17 protein-coding genes and 1 tRNA gene are annotated in these 17,637 nt (G+C 60.5%); 12 read left to right on the top strand and 6 right to left on the bottom strand.

From position 1 onward, the window contains the following. Positions 1-7 precede the first annotated feature (7 nt). From O6760_RS03375 to O6760_RS03365, 3 genes are all read right to left on the bottom strand, one after another. On the bottom strand, positions 8-433 hold the full coding sequence (locus O6760_RS03375; RefSeq protein ID WP_269584073.1) for a tripartite tricarboxylate transporter TctB family protein: 426 nt from the start codon (positions 431-433) through the stop codon (positions 8-10). After that, positions 430-1,380, bottom strand: coding sequence for a tripartite tricarboxylate transporter substrate binding protein (locus tag O6760_RS03370; RefSeq protein WP_269584072.1), 951 nt, complete (start codon positions 1,378-1,380; stop codon positions 430-432). Before O6760_RS03370 ends, O6760_RS03375 begins: the two co-directional genes overlap by 4 nt. Before the next feature lie 407 nt (positions 1,381-1,787). Next, positions 1,788-2,744, bottom strand: coding sequence for a helix-turn-helix domain-containing protein (locus O6760_RS03365; protein WP_269584071.1), 957 nt, complete (start codon positions 2,742-2,744; stop codon positions 1,788-1,790). Between the two features lie 138 nt (positions 2,745-2,882). Between O6760_RS03365 and O6760_RS03360 the strand changes: the two genes are divergently transcribed. The 7 genes from O6760_RS03360 to O6760_RS03330 all read left to right on the top strand — a co-directional run bounded on the left by O6760_RS03360 (position 2,883) and on the right by O6760_RS03330 (position 10,687). Continuing rightward, positions 2,883-4,289: an aldehyde dehydrogenase family protein gene (locus O6760_RS03360; protein ID WP_269584070.1), complete on the top strand. Its 1,407-nt coding sequence runs from the start codon at positions 2,883-2,885 to the stop codon at positions 4,287-4,289. A 13-nt stretch (positions 4,290-4,302) separates the two neighbouring features. Continuing rightward, the gene (locus O6760_RS03355) at positions 4,303-5,913 is read left to right on the top strand and encodes a GMC family oxidoreductase (RefSeq protein WP_269584069.1); all 1,611 of its coding nucleotides are present in this window, start codon (positions 4,303-4,305) and stop codon (positions 5,911-5,913) included. 109 nt (positions 5,914-6,022) lie between these two features. Then, positions 6,023-7,273, top strand: coding sequence for an ABC transporter substrate-binding protein (locus O6760_RS03350; RefSeq protein ID WP_269584068.1), 1,251 nt, complete (start codon positions 6,023-6,025; stop codon positions 7,271-7,273). A gap of 66 nt (positions 7,274-7,339) precedes the next feature. Next, positions 7,340-8,293, top strand: a complete 954-nt coding sequence (locus O6760_RS03345) for a branched-chain amino acid ABC transporter permease (RefSeq protein WP_269584067.1) — start codon at positions 7,340-7,342, stop codon at positions 8,291-8,293. Then, the gene (locus tag O6760_RS03340; RefSeq protein WP_269584066.1) at positions 8,290-9,270 is read left to right on the top strand and encodes a branched-chain amino acid ABC transporter permease; all 981 of its coding nucleotides are present in this window, start codon (positions 8,290-8,292) and stop codon (positions 9,268-9,270) included. The genes O6760_RS03345 and O6760_RS03340 overlap by 4 nt, the downstream gene beginning before the upstream one ends. Continuing rightward, positions 9,267-9,989 carry an ABC transporter ATP-binding protein gene (locus O6760_RS03335; RefSeq protein ID WP_269584065.1) on the top strand — a complete coding sequence of 241 codons (723 nt, stop codon included), beginning with the start codon at positions 9,267-9,269 and terminating at the stop codon, positions 9,987-9,989. Before O6760_RS03340 ends, O6760_RS03335 begins: the two co-directional genes overlap by 4 nt. Beyond that, a complete protein-coding gene (locus O6760_RS03330; protein WP_269584064.1) occupies positions 9,989-10,687 on the top strand; it encodes an ABC transporter ATP-binding protein in 699 nt (232 codons plus the stop codon). The genes O6760_RS03335 and O6760_RS03330 overlap by 1 nt, the downstream gene beginning before the upstream one ends. Positions 10,688-11,868: 1,181 nt before the next feature. Here the strand turns inward: O6760_RS03330 and O6760_RS03325 are convergent. The 3 genes from O6760_RS03325 to O6760_RS03315 form a co-directional block, all read right to left on the bottom strand. Beyond that, on the bottom strand, positions 11,869-12,987 hold the full coding sequence (locus O6760_RS03325) for a tyrosine-type recombinase/integrase (protein WP_269584063.1): 1,119 nt from the start codon (positions 12,985-12,987) through the stop codon (positions 11,869-11,871). 56 nt (positions 12,988-13,043) lie between these two features. Further along, on the bottom strand, positions 13,044-13,499 hold the full coding sequence (locus tag O6760_RS03320) for a helix-turn-helix domain-containing protein (protein WP_269584062.1): 456 nt from the start codon (positions 13,497-13,499) through the stop codon (positions 13,044-13,046). Between the two features lie 615 nt (positions 13,500-14,114). Next, positions 14,115-14,204 (bottom strand) — tRNA-Ser (locus O6760_RS03315). Between the two features lie 621 nt (positions 14,205-14,825). Between O6760_RS03315 and O6760_RS03310 the strand changes: the two genes are divergently transcribed. The 5 genes from O6760_RS03310 (at position 14,826) to O6760_RS03290 (ending at position 17,613) form a co-directional block, all read left to right on the top strand. Continuing rightward, positions 14,826-15,434, top strand: a complete 609-nt coding sequence (locus tag O6760_RS03310; protein WP_269584061.1) for a 50S ribosomal protein L21 — start codon at positions 14,826-14,828, stop codon at positions 15,432-15,434. Between the two features lie 56 nt (positions 15,435-15,490). Further along, on the top strand, positions 15,491-15,760 hold the full coding sequence (rpmA, locus tag O6760_RS03305; RefSeq protein ID WP_269584060.1) for a 50S ribosomal protein L27: 270 nt from the start codon (positions 15,491-15,493) through the stop codon (positions 15,758-15,760). 139 nt (positions 15,761-15,899) lie between these two features. Further along, positions 15,900-16,505: a GNAT family N-acetyltransferase gene (locus tag O6760_RS03300; protein ID WP_269584059.1), complete on the top strand. Its 606-nt coding sequence runs from the start codon at positions 15,900-15,902 to the stop codon at positions 16,503-16,505. Continuing rightward, positions 16,502-17,071: a GNAT family N-acetyltransferase gene (locus tag O6760_RS03295; RefSeq protein WP_269584058.1), complete on the top strand. Its 570-nt coding sequence runs from the start codon at positions 16,502-16,504 to the stop codon at positions 17,069-17,071. Before O6760_RS03300 ends, O6760_RS03295 begins: the two co-directional genes overlap by 4 nt. Beyond that, on the top strand, positions 17,068-17,613 hold the full coding sequence (locus tag O6760_RS03290; RefSeq protein WP_269584057.1) for a GNAT family N-acetyltransferase: 546 nt from the start codon (positions 17,068-17,070) through the stop codon (positions 17,611-17,613). The genes O6760_RS03295 and O6760_RS03290 overlap by 4 nt, the downstream gene beginning before the upstream one ends. The last annotated feature ends 24 nt before the right edge of the window (positions 17,614-17,637 follow it).

Below are 17,637 nucleotides of genomic sequence, written 5' to 3'. Positions count from 1 at the left end.
GCGAACCTCAAGGCAACGGACGGCCGAACAAGACTTCAAACAGGCCCCAGACACAGACCGGGACGAACAGAACGGTGACGGCCAGCCAAAGCAGCCGTTTTTCGAACATCAGGGCGGCTGAAAACGCCATGAGGACAATTCCACCAGCGATGATGCCGATACGGGGAAGTGCGAGCGTGACCAGGGTCAGTGCAACCACCACAAGAGCGGCACGGCCAACCTCACCAAGCGAGGGCAACCGGCCATTCGGGCCGGGCAGAAAAACCTGAATTGCACCGAGTACCAGAATCATCCAGGCGGCAATGCGCGGAAACAGCGAAGGATCGCGCAATTCGCCGGGCATGGAGGTGACGTAGTTCGGGATCAGGTAAAGCAGCAGGAAGACGCCGAACCCCGCGACGGCGCCTCCCAGAATGCGGTCCGTGGCAATCATTTTGCCAGTTCAGCCTTGTAAAACACGGACTTTTCGGCGAGGAACTCCTTCACGCCATCCGGGCCGAGGTTGCTGGCCGTCGTTTCGAGGTCCGACACGAACTTGGTGTACTGCTCAGACCCGGTCACTTCGCTCAGCGAGTCTGAAAGGCATGTCTTGATGTCTTCAGGAGTTCCCTTGGGCAGGAAAAAGATGATGTGCCCGTCCATGGAAAATTCCATGCCGCTTTCCAGCAGCGTCTTCGTGTCTGGTGCATAGACCGCGCGGTCGCTCGTGAGCGTGGCGAGCTGCACCATTTTTCCAGCCTCGATCTGGGGCACATGCGCGGTGCCCTGAACGGTCGCGTCGACGTGACCGCCGAGTGCATCCTTGAGCGCGGACGACGAGCCGCCCGAAGGGATCGGCACCAGGTCCACGCCGAAATGCTGTGCAATCTGGCGCACGGCGATCTCGTAGCTGACCGATCCGACGGACACGGTCGCCCGGCCGTTTTCCTTGGCCCAGGCAATGAACTCTTCAAGCGTGTCGTAGGGCTTGTCTTCCATCGCGACCAGCGCGTAGTTCAGGAGCATGCCGGTTCCGAGATAGTCGAAGTCCTCGTAGGTGTACTTGATGTCCGGCTTTTCGTAGGGCGTAATCGCCAGCGTCGTGCTGGTGCCGGCACCGATCGTCCTGCCGTCTGCCGGACGTGCCATCAGACCTGTGGCCATGACGCCGCCAGCGGCCCCCGGCTTGTTCTCGACAACAACCGTCCACCCGGTCATCTCTTCGAGCTGGGACGCGAATTTGCGCGCCACCGTGTCCGTGCCGCCGCCCGCGGCATACCCGACCTGCATCGAGATCGGCCCCGCCGGGAATCCCGCAGGGCATTCTGCAGCCTGAGCGGCGGCGACCGTTGCAATCATCAGTCCGCCCGCGGCAGTGACGATGGAACTTCTCATGAGCATAGTACGTCCTCCCATTACTATTATGTCATAAATACAGTTTTTTCATTTTTATGCAACAGGAGTCGCTTTCTTGCAAGGTGATCTGATAGATGTGAGTCAATTTTATCTATAAATTTCAATGCCTTGCAAAAAGAGAGGGCCTGGGTCTGTATCGGCTGCAGAAAATCTGATCGTGGATTGCGATCATGGCCCGATCCCGGGAAACGTTGCGTCGGTTTCGGGAGCGGCGTCAGCGGTCAGGATCTGGCGGATGAACGGGAAAGGTGTCGATCACCGGGACAATGGCCTGCAGCGCGGGCATCGTTATCGCTGCGCGTTTTCAATGCCTGTCCGGCAAAACAGAGCCATTCGGGACGAAGGAATGAGCTGGATCAGGCAGGTGAAACCCTGCCCGGTAGGTCCGTTTTCTAAGCTTCCAGATAGGCTCGAGGCGTTTTGCCGAAGCTCTTGCGAAAACAGCGGTAGAAGTATGAAAGGTCGGAAAAACCGGCCTCATAAGCAATCGCCGATATGTGATCGTCGCGTTTGCCCCTTCTTCTTTCGTCAAGCCCGTGCCGTGCATGTTCGAGACGCTTGACCAGGAGATACTTGCTCGGTGTCAGGCCAGGGTCGGACGAGGAGAAGGCGCGCTGGATCTGGCGCAGCGATGTTCCCAGATCATCGGCCATGGACTGGAACGAAAGCTCGGGGTTTCTGTAGTTCGCGTCGATATAGGCCCGGGCCTGCGAAAGCGCGCGCGTGCCGTAGATCTCGCTTTGAACCCCGCTAAAATCCTCGCGCCCGGATCGCTCGTAGAGGATGGCGCCGACAATCCCCATCAGCGCTTCCCGCAGGCAGGTCTTGGTTGGGGGGCTGAGATCCGGCTTGCTGAAAATGGAGCCGATGATCCCCTGGAGTGCGATATTTGACGGATTGCTGCGCGGAACGGCCAGTCCACCTTTGACCAGGTCGTATCCGAAGCGGGAGTGCATCTCCTCACGCGGCAGGTGAATGGAAATCTGGCGGTTCTGGGTGCCGAAGAACGTAAACTCCGACGGGATGGCGCTGTCGATCAGGATCATGTCGCCGGGACTGAGCATGAAGCTGCCGTCGTTCTGGCTCATCAGCGCGTTGCCGGAATGCTGCATGATCAGGAAGTAGTTTTCACCGCTGTCGCGGCGGATATCGGACGCGGTACGCAGGATCTGCTGCACGGACGTGGCGACATTCACGATCTCGATCCCGGCCCGCTCGTCGAGTGAAATCGCGCCATCTATCCATGCCTGGGCGTGATCCTGACGAATGTCGAACCGGCCGCAGACCTGCCGCAAATCGGCGACGAATTTCTCGACCGGGATCTTTTGCGTTTCGCTTTGAAGGTTCATGTCCGGGCGCCCAAAGTGCGATTTAGTTGCAAATGAAACACTAATGTGTCGCCGTTGTCCAATTTATGTGACGCCGCAGACCAAGAATAACAACCTGAACGACGCGCATGCTTATTCCGGAATATTAGGGAGGAGAGCATGCTGGATCTCAGTATGATTATCGGTGACCAGACTGTCGCCGGTACGACCACGTTCGACATCTTGAACCCAGCAACCGGTGAACTGGTCGGAAAGGCGCCGAACGCGACGGAAGACGACCTGGAACGCGCAGTTGCCGCAGCGAAAGCAGCGTTCCCGCGCTGGGCCGCGCTGCCGGATGCCGAACGCAAGGCGATTTGCGGCAAGCTGGCGGGCCAGCTTGAACAAGACGCCGAAAGCATTGCCCGTGTCCTGACCATGGAACAGGGCAAGCCTCTTGGCGGCATGGGCTCACGTTTCGAACTGGGTGGAGCGCAGGCCTGGGCCGGCTACACGGCCTCCCTGGACATTCCTGTCAAGGTGCTTCAGGACGACAATGAGGGCCGCGTCGAGCTGCACCGCAAGCCGATCGGCGTCGTTGGTTCCATCACGCCGTGGAACTGGCCGGTGATGATCGCGGTCTGGCACATTTTGCCGGCCCTGCGCGCCGGCAACACCGTCGTGATCAAGCCCTCGCCCTTCACGCCGCTTTCCACGCTCCTTGCAGTCAAGGCCATGTGCGAGGTCCTGCCGGCCGGGGTCCTCAACGTCGTGACCTCCGACGACACCCTGTTCAATGTCGGCGCGGCAATGTCCGCGCATCCCGACATCCGCAAGATCGTCTTCACCGGGTCCTGCGGCACCGGCGAGAAGGTCATGCGCTCAGCTGCGCCGACAATGAAGCGGCTGACCCTGGAGCTTGGCGGCAACGACGCGGGTATCGTTCTGCCGGATTGCGATCCGGAGGCGATTGCCGAGGGGCTGTTCTGGGGCGCATTCATCAACAACGGACAGACCTGCGCGGCAATGAAACGGCTTTACGTGCATGACAGCATCCACGATGCGGTCTGCGATGCGCTGGTGGCCTATTCCCGCAATGTCAAGGTTGGCAACGGGCTCGACGAAACCGTTCATCTGGGGCCCATCAACAACAAGAAGCAGTTCGACAAGGTGAGGGCCCTGGTCGCCTCCGCTGGTAAGGAGGGCAACGTGCTCATCGGCGGAGCTCCGGATGAGGGACTGTTCTACCCGGTAACGCTGATTTCCGAACTCGATGACCAGTCGCCCCTGGTGACGGAAGAACAGTTCGGTCCGGCACTGCCCATCATTCGTTACACGGACGTGGAGGAGGCGATCGCGCAGGCCAACGACTCGACAAACGGTCTCGGCGGTTCGGTCTGGTCCCGGGACATCGAGGCCGCGAAGCGGATCGCGCTGCGGATGGAGTGCGGTTCGGTCTGGATCAACAAGCATGGTGCCATCCAGCCCAACGCGCCCTTCGGCGGCGTCAAGCGCTCCGGCATCGGTGTGGAATTCGGCGAGGAGGGCCTGTTCGAAAACACCGATATCCAGGTGGTTTTTCAGTAAGGGGGGCAGTTGGATGAGTAACGAATTCGATTTCATAGTCGTGGGCGGCGGTTCTTCGGGCTGCGTCATGGCATCCCGCCTGTCCGAGGACGGCAAGAACCGCGTCCTCCTGCTCGAGAGCGGCCGCAAGGATACCCACCCGTGGATCCATATTCCGGCGACCTTCTTCAAGGTCATCGAGAAGGGGCGCGATATCGTCGCCTATGTGGGGGAAAAGAGCGAGGGCGTGAACAACCGCGACTCGATCGTCATCCAGGGCCAGGTGATCGGCGGCGGGTCCTCGGTGAACGCGATGCTTTACGTCCGCGGCCATGCAGACGACTACAACAACTGGGCCCAGCTGGGGAACAGGGGCTGGTCCTACGAAGACGTTCTGCCGGTCTTCCGCAGTCTCGAGAACAACCTCGTCATGGCCGATGGTTATCACGGGACCGAGGGCGAACTGCATGTCTCGGAGGTCCGTCACAAGCATCCGCTTTGCCGCGCCTTCATTCGAGCCGCCCAGGAAGCCGGGGTGCCCTATAATCCCGACTTCAACGGGGCGGTTCAGACGGGTGTCGGCTTTTATCAGACGACGACCCACAACGGACGGCGCTGGTCCGCCGCCCAGGCGTTTCTTCGCAAGGCCGAGGGACGCGACAATCTCACCATCATGACCGAAACCCGCGTGGCGCGGATTACTTTCGATGGCAGGCGGGCGACCGGCGTGGTGCTGGAAGATGGACGTGAACTGAAGGCGCGGCGTGAGATCGTCATGTGTGCCGGTGCCATCGAGACGCCGCGGCTGCTCCAGCTTTCGGGGGTTGGGCCGGCCGATCATCTGAAGAGCCACGGAATCGATGTCGTCGCCGATCTTCCGGGCGTCGGTTCGAACTATCAGGACCACCTGGAATCGACGGTGCAGGGCGAAACCCATGATCCGATCTCGATCTTCCAGGAGGACAAGGGCCTGCGCTCGGTCAAGCACATGCTGCAGTACATGGCAACGCGCACCGGACTTTTGACCTCGAACGTGGTCGAGGCCGGAGGCTTTGTCGATGTCTCGGGGGCCGGGCAGCCGGACGTGCAGTTCCACGTGCTGCCGTTCATGGTCGGCTGGGCCGACCGCGAACCGATCGCCAGGCACGGCATCGCCATCGGACCGTGTTTCCTGCGCCCGAAATCGCGCGGCTCGGTGCGGCTGCGCTCCGCCGATCCGAAGGAACGCGCGCTCTTTGACGCCGGGAGCTTCAGCGACAGCGACGATCTCGAGGTGCTTGCACGCGGCGTGCTCAAGGGCATCGAGATTCTCGAAGCGCCGTCGCTCGCGAAACTGATCAAGCGGCGGGCCCTGCCCGAGCCGGGCCTCGAGAAGGACATGGACGGACTGCGCGACTATGTGCGCCAGACGGCAAAGACCGTGTTCCATCCGGTCGGGACCGCAAAGATGGGGCCGGGCGGGGACCGCGAGGCGGTGGTCGACGCGGAGCTGCGCGTCCATCAGATCGACGGGCTGCGCGTGGCAGACGCGTCGATCATGCCGACGCTTGTCTCAGGCAACACGAACGCCCCGACGATGATGATCGCCGAGCGCTGCGCACGCTTTATCACCGGAAAGGAGAGCCTCGCAACTCAGGCGGCGTGATCCGCATTCTTTGCCGCTGTCCGGCCTTGAGGAGGGCCGGGCGGGGGCTTCATACCGCTGCTGTGAGCCGACAGATCCTCGCAGCAGCTGTCTTCCAGGGAGGAAAATCATGAAAACTCTTGTGACAGCAGGGGTTGGAGCGATCGCACTTATGCTCTGCGCAAGTGCTGCTTCGGCCGAAACATCCTGCGGGATGAACACGGGAGAGGCCGCAACCGGCGCGCCGATCAAGGTGGGTGGCATCCACGGCAACGCCGCTCCGGGCGACTTCTCGGCTTCAACGACCGCCGCCGCCGCCTATTTCGACTGCGTCAACGCCAATGGCGGCATCCATGGCCGGCCGATAGAATACCTCGTTGAGAACGACCAGTGGAACCCCGAACTGGCGGCGCAGGCTGCGTCCAAGCTTCTGGACGACGAAAATGTCGTTGCCATCGTCGGCAACGGTTCGTTCGTCGAAATGGCCGTCAACGCCAACACCTACCGGGACAAGGGAATCATGGCGATGGCCTCGGCCTGTGCCGTTTCCGAGTGTTTCGAAAGCTCGAATATCGTCTCCACCAACCAGGGGCCGCTTCCCTCCACCATCGGAGCCGCCCAATACATGGTCGAGGACAAGGGCGCGAAAAACATCTCCTGTATCGGCCTTGCGATTCCAAACGTCGGACCCTGGTCCTGCGGCGCGATGGAGTGGTACATGACCTCGAACGACCTGGTCGGCTCGACGGTCCTGCTCAATCCGGCGTCTCCGGACGTGAATTCCGGCCTGCTGGAAGCCGTGGCCTCGGGCGCGGACACCATTCTGGTAAACCTGCCGGCCGGTCTTGCGATCGCTTTCCTGAAGGCTGCCGAGGAACAGGGGTTCGGCGATGCCTACCAATGGGCTTCCTCGACCCCGCTCTATGACAAGACGGTGCCCGAGGCGCTCGGGGAATACTGGGACGGCAAGATCTACGTGAACGCCGAACTGACACCTTGGGACAAGGGCGGACCGGACGCGACCAACTGGCTGGCCGTCATGGACGCCTATGCGCCCGACGGTGCTGCCCGCGATACGTTCAGCCAGTCGGGTTTCGTCTCGGCCAAGTTCTTTGTCGATGCGCTGCTTGCCATGGATCCTGGCCAGCTCGACAGCCGCGAGGCGGTGACTTCAGCGATCACGCAGATCAAGGGAGCGACGTCTGACCTGCTGTGCGGCCCCTATTATGTGGGTGAAGCCGACCGGCACATGCCGAACCATGCCGGCACGATGGTGCTGGTAAAGGACGGTGGCTTTGAGACCGTGCGCGACTGCTACGAATACGACAGCCCGTATTTCGAGCCGATTTTCGAGCAGGAAAAGGCGCTCGGCATCCGCTGAGGCCCTTACCTGGCGGGATAAGGCGCGGCGCGTCACCAGCGCGCCCGCCGAATTTTGGAGCTCTCTATGCGGCAGATAATAACGTCGGCGGTCGTCTGGATCGCGGCCTGCGTGATCATGGTGCTTTGGCTGGGAGCCGGAAAACCCTCGGCCGTTGTCGGGTTGTTTCTCGTTTCCGGCCTCGCCGTCGGATCGCTCTACGCGCTCGGCGGTATTGGCCTGGTGGTCCTCTACCGTGCGACCGGTGTGCTCAATCTTGCGGCCGGCGCCATCGGCATGGCCGGGGTGATGTTCGCCTGGCAGGCGGTTCAATGGGGCTGGCCCCAGCCGGTCGCCTGGATCGCCGGGCTTGCGCTCTCGGTCGGGCTCGCGCTGGGCTACGGGCGGGGCGTGGCCCCGCGCATGGAATGGCGCGAACCGGTGGTCAAGGCGGTTGCCACACTCGGATTCGCGCTCGTGATCCTCGGTGTCGTCAGCTTCCTGTTTTCCGACGACCCGCGCAAGTTCGCGCTCCCGACAGACAAGTCCGCCGTCATGATCCTGGGCCTGCGGGTGACCGTCACGCGGCTCATCGTGATCGCGTTGTCGGTGTTTCTGGTGGTCGCGATTTCCATTGCGCTCAACCGGACCCGGATCGGATTGCAGATGCGCGCCCTTGCCAACAACCGCCGTCTTTCCGCCCTGATCGGCATTCCGATCCTCAGGGTCGAAACGGTGGCCTGGGGTGTCGCCGGATTGCTCTTCGGACTGACAGGTTTCTTCTTCGGCGACCTGGTGCGGCTGGAACCCGCGGTGATCACTTTTCTGGTCATTCCCTGCGTCGCAGCGGCGATCGCGGGCCGCCTGGAATCGCTGCCCGACGTGCTCATGGGCGGGCTGACGATGGGTGTCATCGAAAGCCTTCTGACGCTTTCACCTCAATTGAAAAATGTACGCCCTGTGGCCCCTTTCGTGATCGCGGCCCTTGTGCTGCTCGCGATGAACTGGCGCCGCCGGATCAGCATTACGGGAGAGGAATGATGCACAAGCCGGTTCTGTCGTCGGGCCGCGCGGGCATCGTCCTGGTGCTCCTGGCGTTTGCTTTCCTGCCGGTCGCAGCCGGCGGGCAATGGGTCAAGATATTCACCTCCACGGGCGCATTCACACTTGCGGCGATCGGCGCGGGTTTCATGTATGCGCGCCTCGGCATGGTCAGCCTGACCCAGGTCGGCCTGATGGGCGTCGGCGGCTGGATTACGCTGCGCCTCAACCATGGCTATGACATGCCGTTCGAGGCCAATCTCCTGATCGCCGCCATCGGCACGTCCCTTTTCGGAATGGTGCTTGCGCTGCCCGCCCTGCGCATGCGCGGCCTGTATCTGGCGCTGATCACTCTGATGGTCGCCGGCGGTCTCGACATCGTTTTCACCGCCTACCAGTTCCCGAATGGCGGCGAGGGGTTCTGGGGCGTGGGGACTTCCTTTGCCGCGGAAGTGCGCCGGCCGGTGATCGCGCAATCCGACCGGGCCTATCTGCGCTACGCGATCGCGGTCGTGGCCCTCGGTTTTCTGCTGGTCGAATGGCACCGGCGCACGAAGCCCGGCCGCGCCTGGGCGCTCATCCGCACATCCGAGGCCGCCGCGCTTGCGTCCGGTGTCAATATCACGCTCTACAAGACCTGGGCTTTCGGACTGTCCGGGTTTTTGGCGGGTCTTGGGGGCGGTCTTCTTGCGGGCAGCCTGGGCCTTCTGGATGCGGCAACCTTTCGCGCGCCGGAAAGCGTGCTGTTCTTCGCGCTCGTGGTCGTGGGCGGAGCGCGCTTCTGGTACGGCGCACTGCTCACGGCGGTGCTCTACCGGGTCGCGCCGGGCCTTTTGAACAATTGGGGTGTCGACGCCGATCTGGCTCTGGTCTTTTTCGGAGCGGCGCTTCTGCATGCGGTCATGTCCGCTCCGGACGGGATCGCCGGCCAGATCAATGGCCTCTTTTCACGCAAACCGAAGGCAGGCCGGCCATGATCCGCGTTGAAGACCTGACGGTACATTTTGGCGGATTGGTCGCGCTCGATGCGATCAACGTCGAATTCACAGCTCCGGTTAGTGGCATCATCGGTCCGAACGGGGCCGGCAAGACGACTACCATGAACGCGATTTCGGGCTTCATCGACGTCGCCGGTGGCAGGGTCCTGGTGGATGGTGCGAACCTCCTGGACATGGCACCGCATCGCCGGGCGCTCTGGGGCCTGCGCCGGAGTTTCCAGAAAGCTCAGATCGCAGACGATCTCACGGTGTTCGACAACCTTCTGGCCATCTGCGACAACCTGCCCGGCGCGGCCGAAGGAAAACGGGACGATCTGGACCGGGCCGCCCAGTTTGCGGGCGTGACCGAACTTTTCGGCCAGCCCGGCGGGGCGCTCAACACCTATCAGCGGCGGCTTGCCGACATTGCACGCTGTGTCATCGGCAGCCCCCGGATGATCATGCTCGACGAGCCGGGGGGCGGACTGAATGGCGAAGAGACCGAAACGCTCGGACAACTGATTTCCGGCATTCCTGACTTTTGCGGCGCGCAGGTGCTTGTGATCGACCACGATGTCGACCTGATCGAACGCGTCTGCCGCGACACGCTGGTGCTCGATTTCGGCAAGCGGATCGCCTTCGGTCCGACGAAGGAGGTCCTGGCCGATCCGCATGTGCAGGCGGCTTATCTCGGTGGCGATATCGGGGAGGTGGCCTGATGCTTGAACTTGAGAACCTGAGTATCGGTACCGGACCGGTGCCGGTTGTCCGCGATATCGATCTGGTTGTCGAACCGGGCAAGGTCACCGCGGTGCTCGGTGCCAATGGAGCAGGCAAGTCGGAACTCGTTCTGGGTGTTGCCGGAGTGCTCCCGGTCGCTGGCGGGCGTGTGCGTATCGACGGCACGGATGTCACCGGAATGAGCCCCGACCGCATTCGCGGGACCGGTCTGGCCGCGGTTCCAGAGGGCCACCAGACCCTTACCCGCCTTTCGGTTGAGGACAACCTGCTGGCGGCCGGGTCATTCAGCGCTTCACGCGACCTGAAAAACGTTCTCGAGGAGGTTTTCGGGATTTTCCCAGAACTTCAGGAACGGCGCCATCAGATTGCCGGCACCCTGTCAGGCGGCCAGCAGCAGATGCTGGCGATCGGGCACGCACTTATGGCAAGACCCCGCTACATCCTCATCGACGAGATGTCGCTTGGGCTGGCTCCATTGATCATCAAACGCCTCGTGACTGTCGTGCAGGCGCTGACCGACCGGAATGTGGGAGTCTTGCTGGTGGAACAGTTCATCGAGGTCGCCTTGGCGCTTGCCGACCATGTCGTCGTTCTGCGAGCGGGCGAGATCCAGCTCAAGATGACACCGGAGGAGGCTGCAGCCGACCGCGCCGCGCTAGCGGAAGCCTATCTTTGATGAGCCGTTCCGGTATCGGCAGAGTGATTGCGGAATGCCTTTTGATAAACCGGATCTGCCGGACCTGGGCCACGGAATGACAGATTTCGGTGTGATCGGGCGCCCGCAATCAAATCAAAAAAGCCCATCCGTATCCCGCGGAGTCGAAGATTGATGTGTCGACACTTCGCGAGATGCTCGGAATAAACTTCTGATGCTTGGCTCGATGAGAAGTGCTGTGAGCCGGGCAATCCAAACCATGGGATAGTCGACGCTGTGAATCATCTTGTGGATCCAGCCAAGAATTTCCCGCACCTAAGTTGCGCTTCACGGCCGCTGCTTGTTCCTGCAGACTTCCTATTGATTGATTTGCCTAGCATGTAGCTTTGCGCATCCGACAGCTGGATTTGCAGGTGGTACCGTCCGCTCCGGCACTGAAGATGGGATGCAATTGCCATAGTCTCTTCGTCTACAAGTGCGTAAGACGTCTTACAAATTGGGGATACCTCTTCTTATGTAACGCATTGATTTTATTGACTTGAAGTCAATGGTCGCGGAGGGAGTCGACTCCCGGCACGCGGATTATGATTCCGCTGGCCCATTTGCGGAGTAATGCAAGTCTCGGAGGACTCACGCTCCCGCAACCAAAAAACAACCCGGCCTCGCGCCGGGTTTTTTTTGGGTAACGGACACAGAGTTGAAACTGACCAGGGGCTCGCAAGAGGTGCTAAGCCCGACGCAGCGGGACAAGAATACTCAAGTCTTCATACCGCAACCTACGACATCAGCCCTGACGCCCCAAGGTCAGGGCTGTTTTTGTTTGTACCTTCCACCTTCGCACAAACTGAAAGGATCCGGGCCAGATCACCATGAATGGTGACGGACAACTGGTCACTGTCCGGTTCAGGTTTCAGCACAATCCTTGTAACGAGGGACTGGGCCAGCGTCTTTGCAGATGGAACATTCGGAGTGGAAGGATCAACGGCAGGACAGAGATCAGTCTGCGTACCACGCAAGCAGATGATCACCTACTCTCTGACACGATCCGGACCTTGGCTGCGCGGCGCACCATTGTCCGCTTTGATTGGGCCGCAAGCCGAATCCCGTCAGTCTCCTCCCGGCCCCGTTACTGTCATCTGCCTGCTTGTGTTGCTCACCGCGCTCCTATTGGCGGTAACGCAACCAGCGATTCGGAGGCAGCATTAGATAGCAGATGTCTTCATTGGATCGAAACCGTCAATTATCCTCTCAAACGCTCTTCTTTGATCAGGGTTCATCCGGTTGAGCTTGTCGATCAGTCGTTGCGTGTCAGGCAGCGGATTTCGATTGCGCATGTTTTCGAGCAGCTCGTGTTGCCGTGCTTCTGGAACCTGGCCGTAGTTTTTCAGCGTGGTGCCGAGCTCTTCGTGCCCGAGATTTTGGCTCCAGGCTTTCATTTCCTGCATTGAATGACAGAGCTCCTCTCCCATTGTGGTCAGAGTCTTTCGGATGGCATGTGGTATAAATGGTGGGACTTTGGCTGCTTCGCAGGCATGTCGTACTAGTTTCCGGATCGGGTCGGCCGTTTTCCAAGAAGTCTCTTTCGTCACGAGACCTTGGCGTTCGATCGATTGCCGCAGACTTGGAAAGAGCGGGGCTTGGTCTGCAGCGCCACTCTCGCGACGTTCACAAATCCATGATTGCACAATTTCCTCAATGTCCTCGCCGACGGGGAACCAGGTGGTTGGTATCGCCTTGGAAAATTTTGTTCGAATGTCACGCGGGTCCTGAAAGACGTGCCGTTCGTTCGAATTGACATGCTTCATCTTCAAGCCGATCACGGCACCGTCGCGCATGCCGGTCAGAAACAGGAATGCGATCAAGGCCCGGTCGCGCCGATGCTTGAAAGACTGGCCCGGCATCGAACTCAGGACGATCCGGAGTTCTTCCGGGGTCGGTACGTGGTTGGGGTGTTGAACGCGCGCGAGTGCGACAAGGTGCCTGGAGGGGCTGCAATAGTCTGGAAGATCCGCTGCCAGTTTCTTGTGACCCGGTTGCTCTCTCAGCCAGGTCAGGAAGGCTTTGAGGCTGTTGAAGATCTGCACGAGGGTTCTTGGTGCCAATTCTTCAGGATCGGGGTCGTCAGCGCTTGGGTCGAAGATCTGGTTCTTGAAGCGAATAATGTCACCCGGCCTCAAGGAGTTGAAATCCCTGTTGCCGATGTCATCGGCGAAGTGCAGCACGTGGCGCAAATAAGCGTCGACGGTTTTGGCGTGCAAACCACGCGCCTCGACCAGATGTGTTTGATAGCGGTGGACCAGTTCCAGATTGCCCGGTTGCAAATCACCTCTCCCTATTCTGGCAAATGCTCAATTTCAGCACGGGTCAGCGAGACTCATTAATCGTCGGAGACCCGGCTTGAGTTGTGGTTGAGCTGTTGTGTCAATGAAGTGAGATCGGTCTCACGGATATAAGTTGCAGAGGTACCGCCTGTCGCGGGACAGGTTATGAGTACCCGCGTCCTGAAGCGACTTTTGCTGTCGAGCAAATAGGGAACCTCACGCAGCGAGTGTTTTTGCTTGCAGCAAACGCAATAGACCTCGCCTGGAGCACAGGGCCGTTTTGCGTCTTCATAACGGCGCTTGTGAAACGCGTTCAGGTCTCGCCCCAGAAACAGGCGAACATTGGCCTTGAAGGATCTCAGGCCATTGCGTCGCCAGTTGCGGATGGTGTTCGGGCAAACACCGAAGAGTTTCTGGACTTCCGGCTGGGTGTAGAGCCAATTGGCGCGCGCCTTGCCCAGGAAGCGTCGCCTTCCGACGGACCGGGCTTTTGTCTTCTTGAGCGCGCTCAAGAGTTTTGCTCCCGGATGCTTCTGTCATAGGCCTCAAGATCTGAACGGAACCAGCGTCTTGAGCCGGCCGTAAGCTTGTGTCCTTGCGGGAAACTGGGATTGGTTCGGCGCAATCGCCATATTGTGGGGACGCTGACACCGTACCAGGCGGCCACGTCCTCTACAGTCAAGTGAACGCGTTCAAAACGAACCTTCGCGGATTTCTTCCCGCGCTGCCTTTTGGCCTGATCTCTTTTAGGAGCAGAATGCCGAGCCGTCTCGCCCGTGCTGCCTTGCTGTTGCGGCGAGTGGTTCTGAGTATCTGATGTGTGGGAAAAAAGATCGCGCTGCTGTCGCCTGGACATCCATGCCTCCACATTGGCCCGTCAATCGGGTCGGTTGGATGAGCAAGCACGTCCTGCGCTTTAGGTTCGGAGTGAAAAGGAGGAGAAGCTCTCGGTCACAACTCACTTTGCAAACGCTAAGCGGGGATGATCTGAGTTGCAACGGATTTTATGCAGATTGAAATCAATCGGGACAATTTGTGGAAAGATCACCGCTCTGATGGGCTGAATGATGGTCTGAAAATTCACCCCAAAAATTAGCGCTTAAAATTCAATAACTTATCAAGAAAAATGGCGGAGAGAGAGGGATTCGAACCCTCGGAACGCTTGCGCGCTCAACGGTTTTCGAGACCGCCCCGTTCGACCACTCCGGCACCTCTCCGCGGCACATTGAGATAAACGGGTCTCAAGTGGCGCGGAACATAGACAGAGTGTGCGGGTATCGCAAGACCGGATTTGAGGAATTTTGCGGCTTGTGGATTTGGGGCGCTGGCGCGCATTTCCAACCCGGTACGGGCCACCCGGAAAGCCGGTCGCCTGCGACCGGCAAGGAGCGGTCGCCGGTCGCGATTTTCTACCCTGTGTTGGGGCGGTATGTTTTCGCGACCGGTCGCCCGGTTCGAGCGCCATGCCGCCAAGTGCCTTGCAACAACGGAAATTTGCCGGGGATCCGGAAACCCGGGAGCGGGTGGCATGCCCTCTTGAGTTTGGCGCAACAGATTCAAAAACAAGCCGTTTCCGGCGTTCCGGGCAGATTTCCGTTTGACATCCGAAGCTGGCCGACTATATTGCGCGGGCTCGAAAAGGTTCGCTTTTTCGGGTTTTGTTTGTCGTTCCAGGCCTGCCGGGCTTTAAAAGCTTCACGCTCAACCCCGTCACAAAGACCTGTCAGCCGGTTCATCCGGAGAGACAGGCGCCTCGCGTTCGACCTGGAAAACAGCCGGTTGCGGTGCTACCCGCCCGTCGCCGGTATGTCAAAAACGAAAAGAAGGACGTGCGAGACATGTTCGCAGTGATCAAGACCGGCGGCAAGCAGTACACCGTCGCCGCAGACGACCTCCTGAGGGTCGAAAAACTGGACGCCGAAGCCGGCAGCTCCGTCACCTTTGACGAAGTGCTCATGGTTGGCAACGGCACCGACACCACCGTTGGCGCGCCGACCGTTGAAGGTGCCAGCGTTGTTGCGGAAGTGGTCGAGCAGGGCCGTAACCGCAAGGTCATCATTTTCAAGAAGCGCCGGCGTCAGAATTCCCGCCGCCGCAACGGCCACCGTCAGTCCTTCACCCTCGTCAAGGTGACCGACATCCTGACCGGTGGGGCCAAGCCGGCCAAGAAGGCAGCGCCGAAAAAGGCTGCGCCGAAGGCCGAGGAAGCCGCTGAGGCCGCACCCGCCGCTGCAGAAGCCGCAGCAGGTGGTGACGACCTGAAGAAACTGGACGGCGCCGGCCCGGCAGCTGTGAAGAAACTGAACGAGGCGGGCATCACCACCTTCGCTCAGATCGCAGCCATGACCGCTGACGACGTCACCCGCGTTGAGGAAGAGACTGGCCTCAAAGGCAAGTTCGAGCGCGGCAACTGGGTTGAACAGGCCAAGGAACTGGCCGGCAAGTAAGCCGCCGTTTCAGGTACTGTTAGGTTTAAGAATTCGAAGAACGAGGAGTTCTCACGATGGCACATAAAAAGGCAGGCGGTTCATCCCGCAACGGCCGCGACTCAGCCGGCCGCCGTCTCGGCATCAAGAAATTCGGCGGGGAAGCTGTGATTCCCGGCAACATCATCGCACGTCAGCGCGGCACTCAGTGGCACCCGGGCACCGGCGTTGGTATGGGCAAGGACCATACCATTTTCGCGACCGTGGAAGGCAAGGTGGAGTTCCAGGCCAAGGCCAACAAGCGAACCTACATCAATGTGCTCCCGGTAGCGGAAGCAGCGGAGTAAAGCCGACGTGAAGTTTCGAAACGCCGGCGTCCCACAAGACCCCGGCAATTCGAGATGAGGCCAACAACCGGCCAGTCAGAATTCCAAGGGGGAGATGGGGCGCCATCTCCCCCTTGATTTGTTTTGACCGGAGGAAAAGATGGTTGTTGAAAGGGATGACTTACTAGACGAGAGCAGTTTGATCGCGGCCCCGTTGCCGCAGGAAGCGGTTCGTGTGCGGCTCGACAAGCCGCGGGCGGACGATCTGGCCGACCTGGTGTTCTTGGCCAACAACAAGACCGTGGCGGCGAACCTCGCCGCGATGCCGCATCCGTTCTCGGCGGAAAACGGCCGTGCCCTGATTGCACGGGGCGACCAGACCCGCGAGAAATCCGCTCTTTTTGCCATCCGCATGAAAAGCACCGGGCGCCTGATCGGCGTCGCGAAATATGCGCCCGTCGACGCGGACGGGCCGGTCCATGTCGGCTACTGGCTGGGCGAACCCTTCTGGGGGCAGGGCCTTGCCACGGAGGCCGTCCATGCGCTGGTCGACCATGCCTTCACCTATCACGATATTGACGAGCTGCAGGGATCCTGCCGGGTCACCAATCCGGCCTCGCGCCGGGTGCTGGTCAAGTCCGGGTTCCAGTACCGCGACCAAGCGATGATCCGCTCGCTCGGCGCGGGCGGCTCGGTGCCGATCGAGCGCTACACGCTGGAACGCGCCATCTGGAAATCGTTGAAGGGATGGGGGCAGGGACGATGAGCATGTTGCCGGAACTGAAAACCCGCCGTCTGGTCCTTCGGCCGATCGCCATGAGCGACGCCGAGGCCATCGTCGCCCTCGCGGGCAGGGATTTCGAGGTTGCCCGCTGGATGACCTCCTTCACCTGGCCCTATGAGGACGGCGCGGCCGAAGCCTTCCTGAAGACGGTTGTCGGCAAGGATCCGCTCAAGACCGAGGCGCTGTTCGCGGTCACGCTCGGCGGGGTGTTCATCGGCGTCGTCGCCGTCGAGCCTCCGGGCGATCTGGAAGACCTGTCCGATCTGCCGACCCTCGGCTACTGGCTGGGCCGCGCCTTCCAGGGCCATGGCTATGCCAGCGAGGCCGTGGAAGCGACGCTCGCCTGGGCTTTTGACGCCTTCCGGACGGATGCGATCGCGGCGCGGGCCTTTGAGGAGAATTTTCGTTCCCGCGGCTTGCTGCGCAAGATGGGGTTCAAGCCCTATTCGATGACCGAGCGCTTCTCGAAGGCGCTTGACCGGCGTGTCTCCAATGTCGTCGTGCGTCTGGAACGGAAAGACTTCGAGGCACGGAAGGAAGCGGCATGAGTACGCCGGTGATCCAAACCGAACGGCTGGTTCTCCGGGCACCCCGCCCGGAGGACCTGGACAACTGCGTGGAATTGTTGGCTGACTATGAAGTCGTTAAGATGCTGTCGCGGATACCTTACCCCTATGATCATGAAGCTGGCCGGAGCTATCTGTCGCTGTCCGTGGAACGCTGGCGCAACATCGAGGAAGCGGATGAACTCGGCTTCCATATTGACCATGACGGCCAAATGATCGGAGCCATCGGTTTCAAGACGTTGCGGGAGACCCCGAAGATCGGCTATTGGCTGGGGCGGCCCTACTGGGGCAGGGGATTTATGAGCGAGGCGGTCGCGGCGGCGGTGGCCTGGCTTTTCAGGCACACGGGACATGAGCGCCTTGCCGGAGAGGCCATGACGGAAAATGCCGGGTCCCTCAAGGTGCTGGAAAAACTCGGCTTCCGTCGGGTCGGCGAAGTCGGTTGCACGAGCGTCTCAAGAGGCGCCACCGTGCCCGCGCTGCGCATGGAAGTCACACGAACCGAATTTCTGAACGGCCACTGACCGCGTGGGTCGAGGCCTGACAGC

The sequence above is a fragment of the Roseibium sp. Sym1 genome, from assembly GCF_027359675.1.
Classification (GTDB): Bacteria; Pseudomonadota; Alphaproteobacteria; order Rhizobiales; family Stappiaceae; genus Roseibium.
Note: the sequence above shows the minus strand (reverse complement) of the source record. Positions and strands in the feature narration are given on the sequence as shown.

What these genes read in the sequence shown, in the direction of transcription:
- O6760_RS03375 (WP_269584073.1), bottom strand. Translation starts at nt 433, where the DNA reads ATGATTGCCACGGACCGCATTCTGGGAGGCGCCGTCGCGGGGTTCGGC.
- O6760_RS03370 (WP_269584072.1), bottom strand. Translation starts at nt 1,380, where the DNA reads ATGCTCATGAGAAGTTCCATCGTCACTGCCGCGGGCGGACTGATGATT.
- O6760_RS03365 (WP_269584071.1), bottom strand. Translation starts at nt 2,744, where the DNA reads ATGAACCTTCAAAGCGAAACGCAAAAGATCCCGGTCGAGAAATTCGTC.
- O6760_RS03360 (WP_269584070.1), top strand. Translation starts at nt 2,883, where the DNA reads ATGCTGGATCTCAGTATGATTATCGGTGACCAGACTGTCGCCGGTACG.
- O6760_RS03355 (WP_269584069.1), top strand. Translation starts at nt 4,303, where the DNA reads ATGAGTAACGAATTCGATTTCATAGTCGTGGGCGGCGGTTCTTCGGGC.
- O6760_RS03350 (WP_269584068.1), top strand. Translation starts at nt 6,023, where the DNA reads ATGAAAACTCTTGTGACAGCAGGGGTTGGAGCGATCGCACTTATGCTC.
- O6760_RS03345 (WP_269584067.1), top strand. Translation starts at nt 7,340, where the DNA reads ATGCGGCAGATAATAACGTCGGCGGTCGTCTGGATCGCGGCCTGCGTG.
- O6760_RS03340 (WP_269584066.1), top strand. Translation starts at nt 8,290, where the DNA reads ATGATGCACAAGCCGGTTCTGTCGTCGGGCCGCGCGGGCATCGTCCTG.
- O6760_RS03335 (WP_269584065.1), top strand. Translation starts at nt 9,267, where the DNA reads ATGATCCGCGTTGAAGACCTGACGGTACATTTTGGCGGATTGGTCGCG.
- O6760_RS03330 (WP_269584064.1), top strand. Translation starts at nt 9,989, where the DNA reads ATGCTTGAACTTGAGAACCTGAGTATCGGTACCGGACCGGTGCCGGTT.
- O6760_RS03310 (WP_269584061.1), top strand. Translation starts at nt 14,826, where the DNA reads ATGTTCGCAGTGATCAAGACCGGCGGCAAGCAGTACACCGTCGCCGCA.
- rpmA (WP_269584060.1), top strand. Translation starts at nt 15,491, where the DNA reads ATGGCACATAAAAAGGCAGGCGGTTCATCCCGCAACGGCCGCGACTCA.
- O6760_RS03300 (WP_269584059.1), top strand. Translation starts at nt 15,900, where the DNA reads ATGGTTGTTGAAAGGGATGACTTACTAGACGAGAGCAGTTTGATCGCG.
- O6760_RS03295 (WP_269584058.1), top strand. Translation starts at nt 16,502, where the DNA reads ATGAGCATGTTGCCGGAACTGAAAACCCGCCGTCTGGTCCTTCGGCCG.
- O6760_RS03290 (WP_269584057.1), top strand. Translation starts at nt 17,068, where the DNA reads ATGAGTACGCCGGTGATCCAAACCGAACGGCTGGTTCTCCGGGCACCC.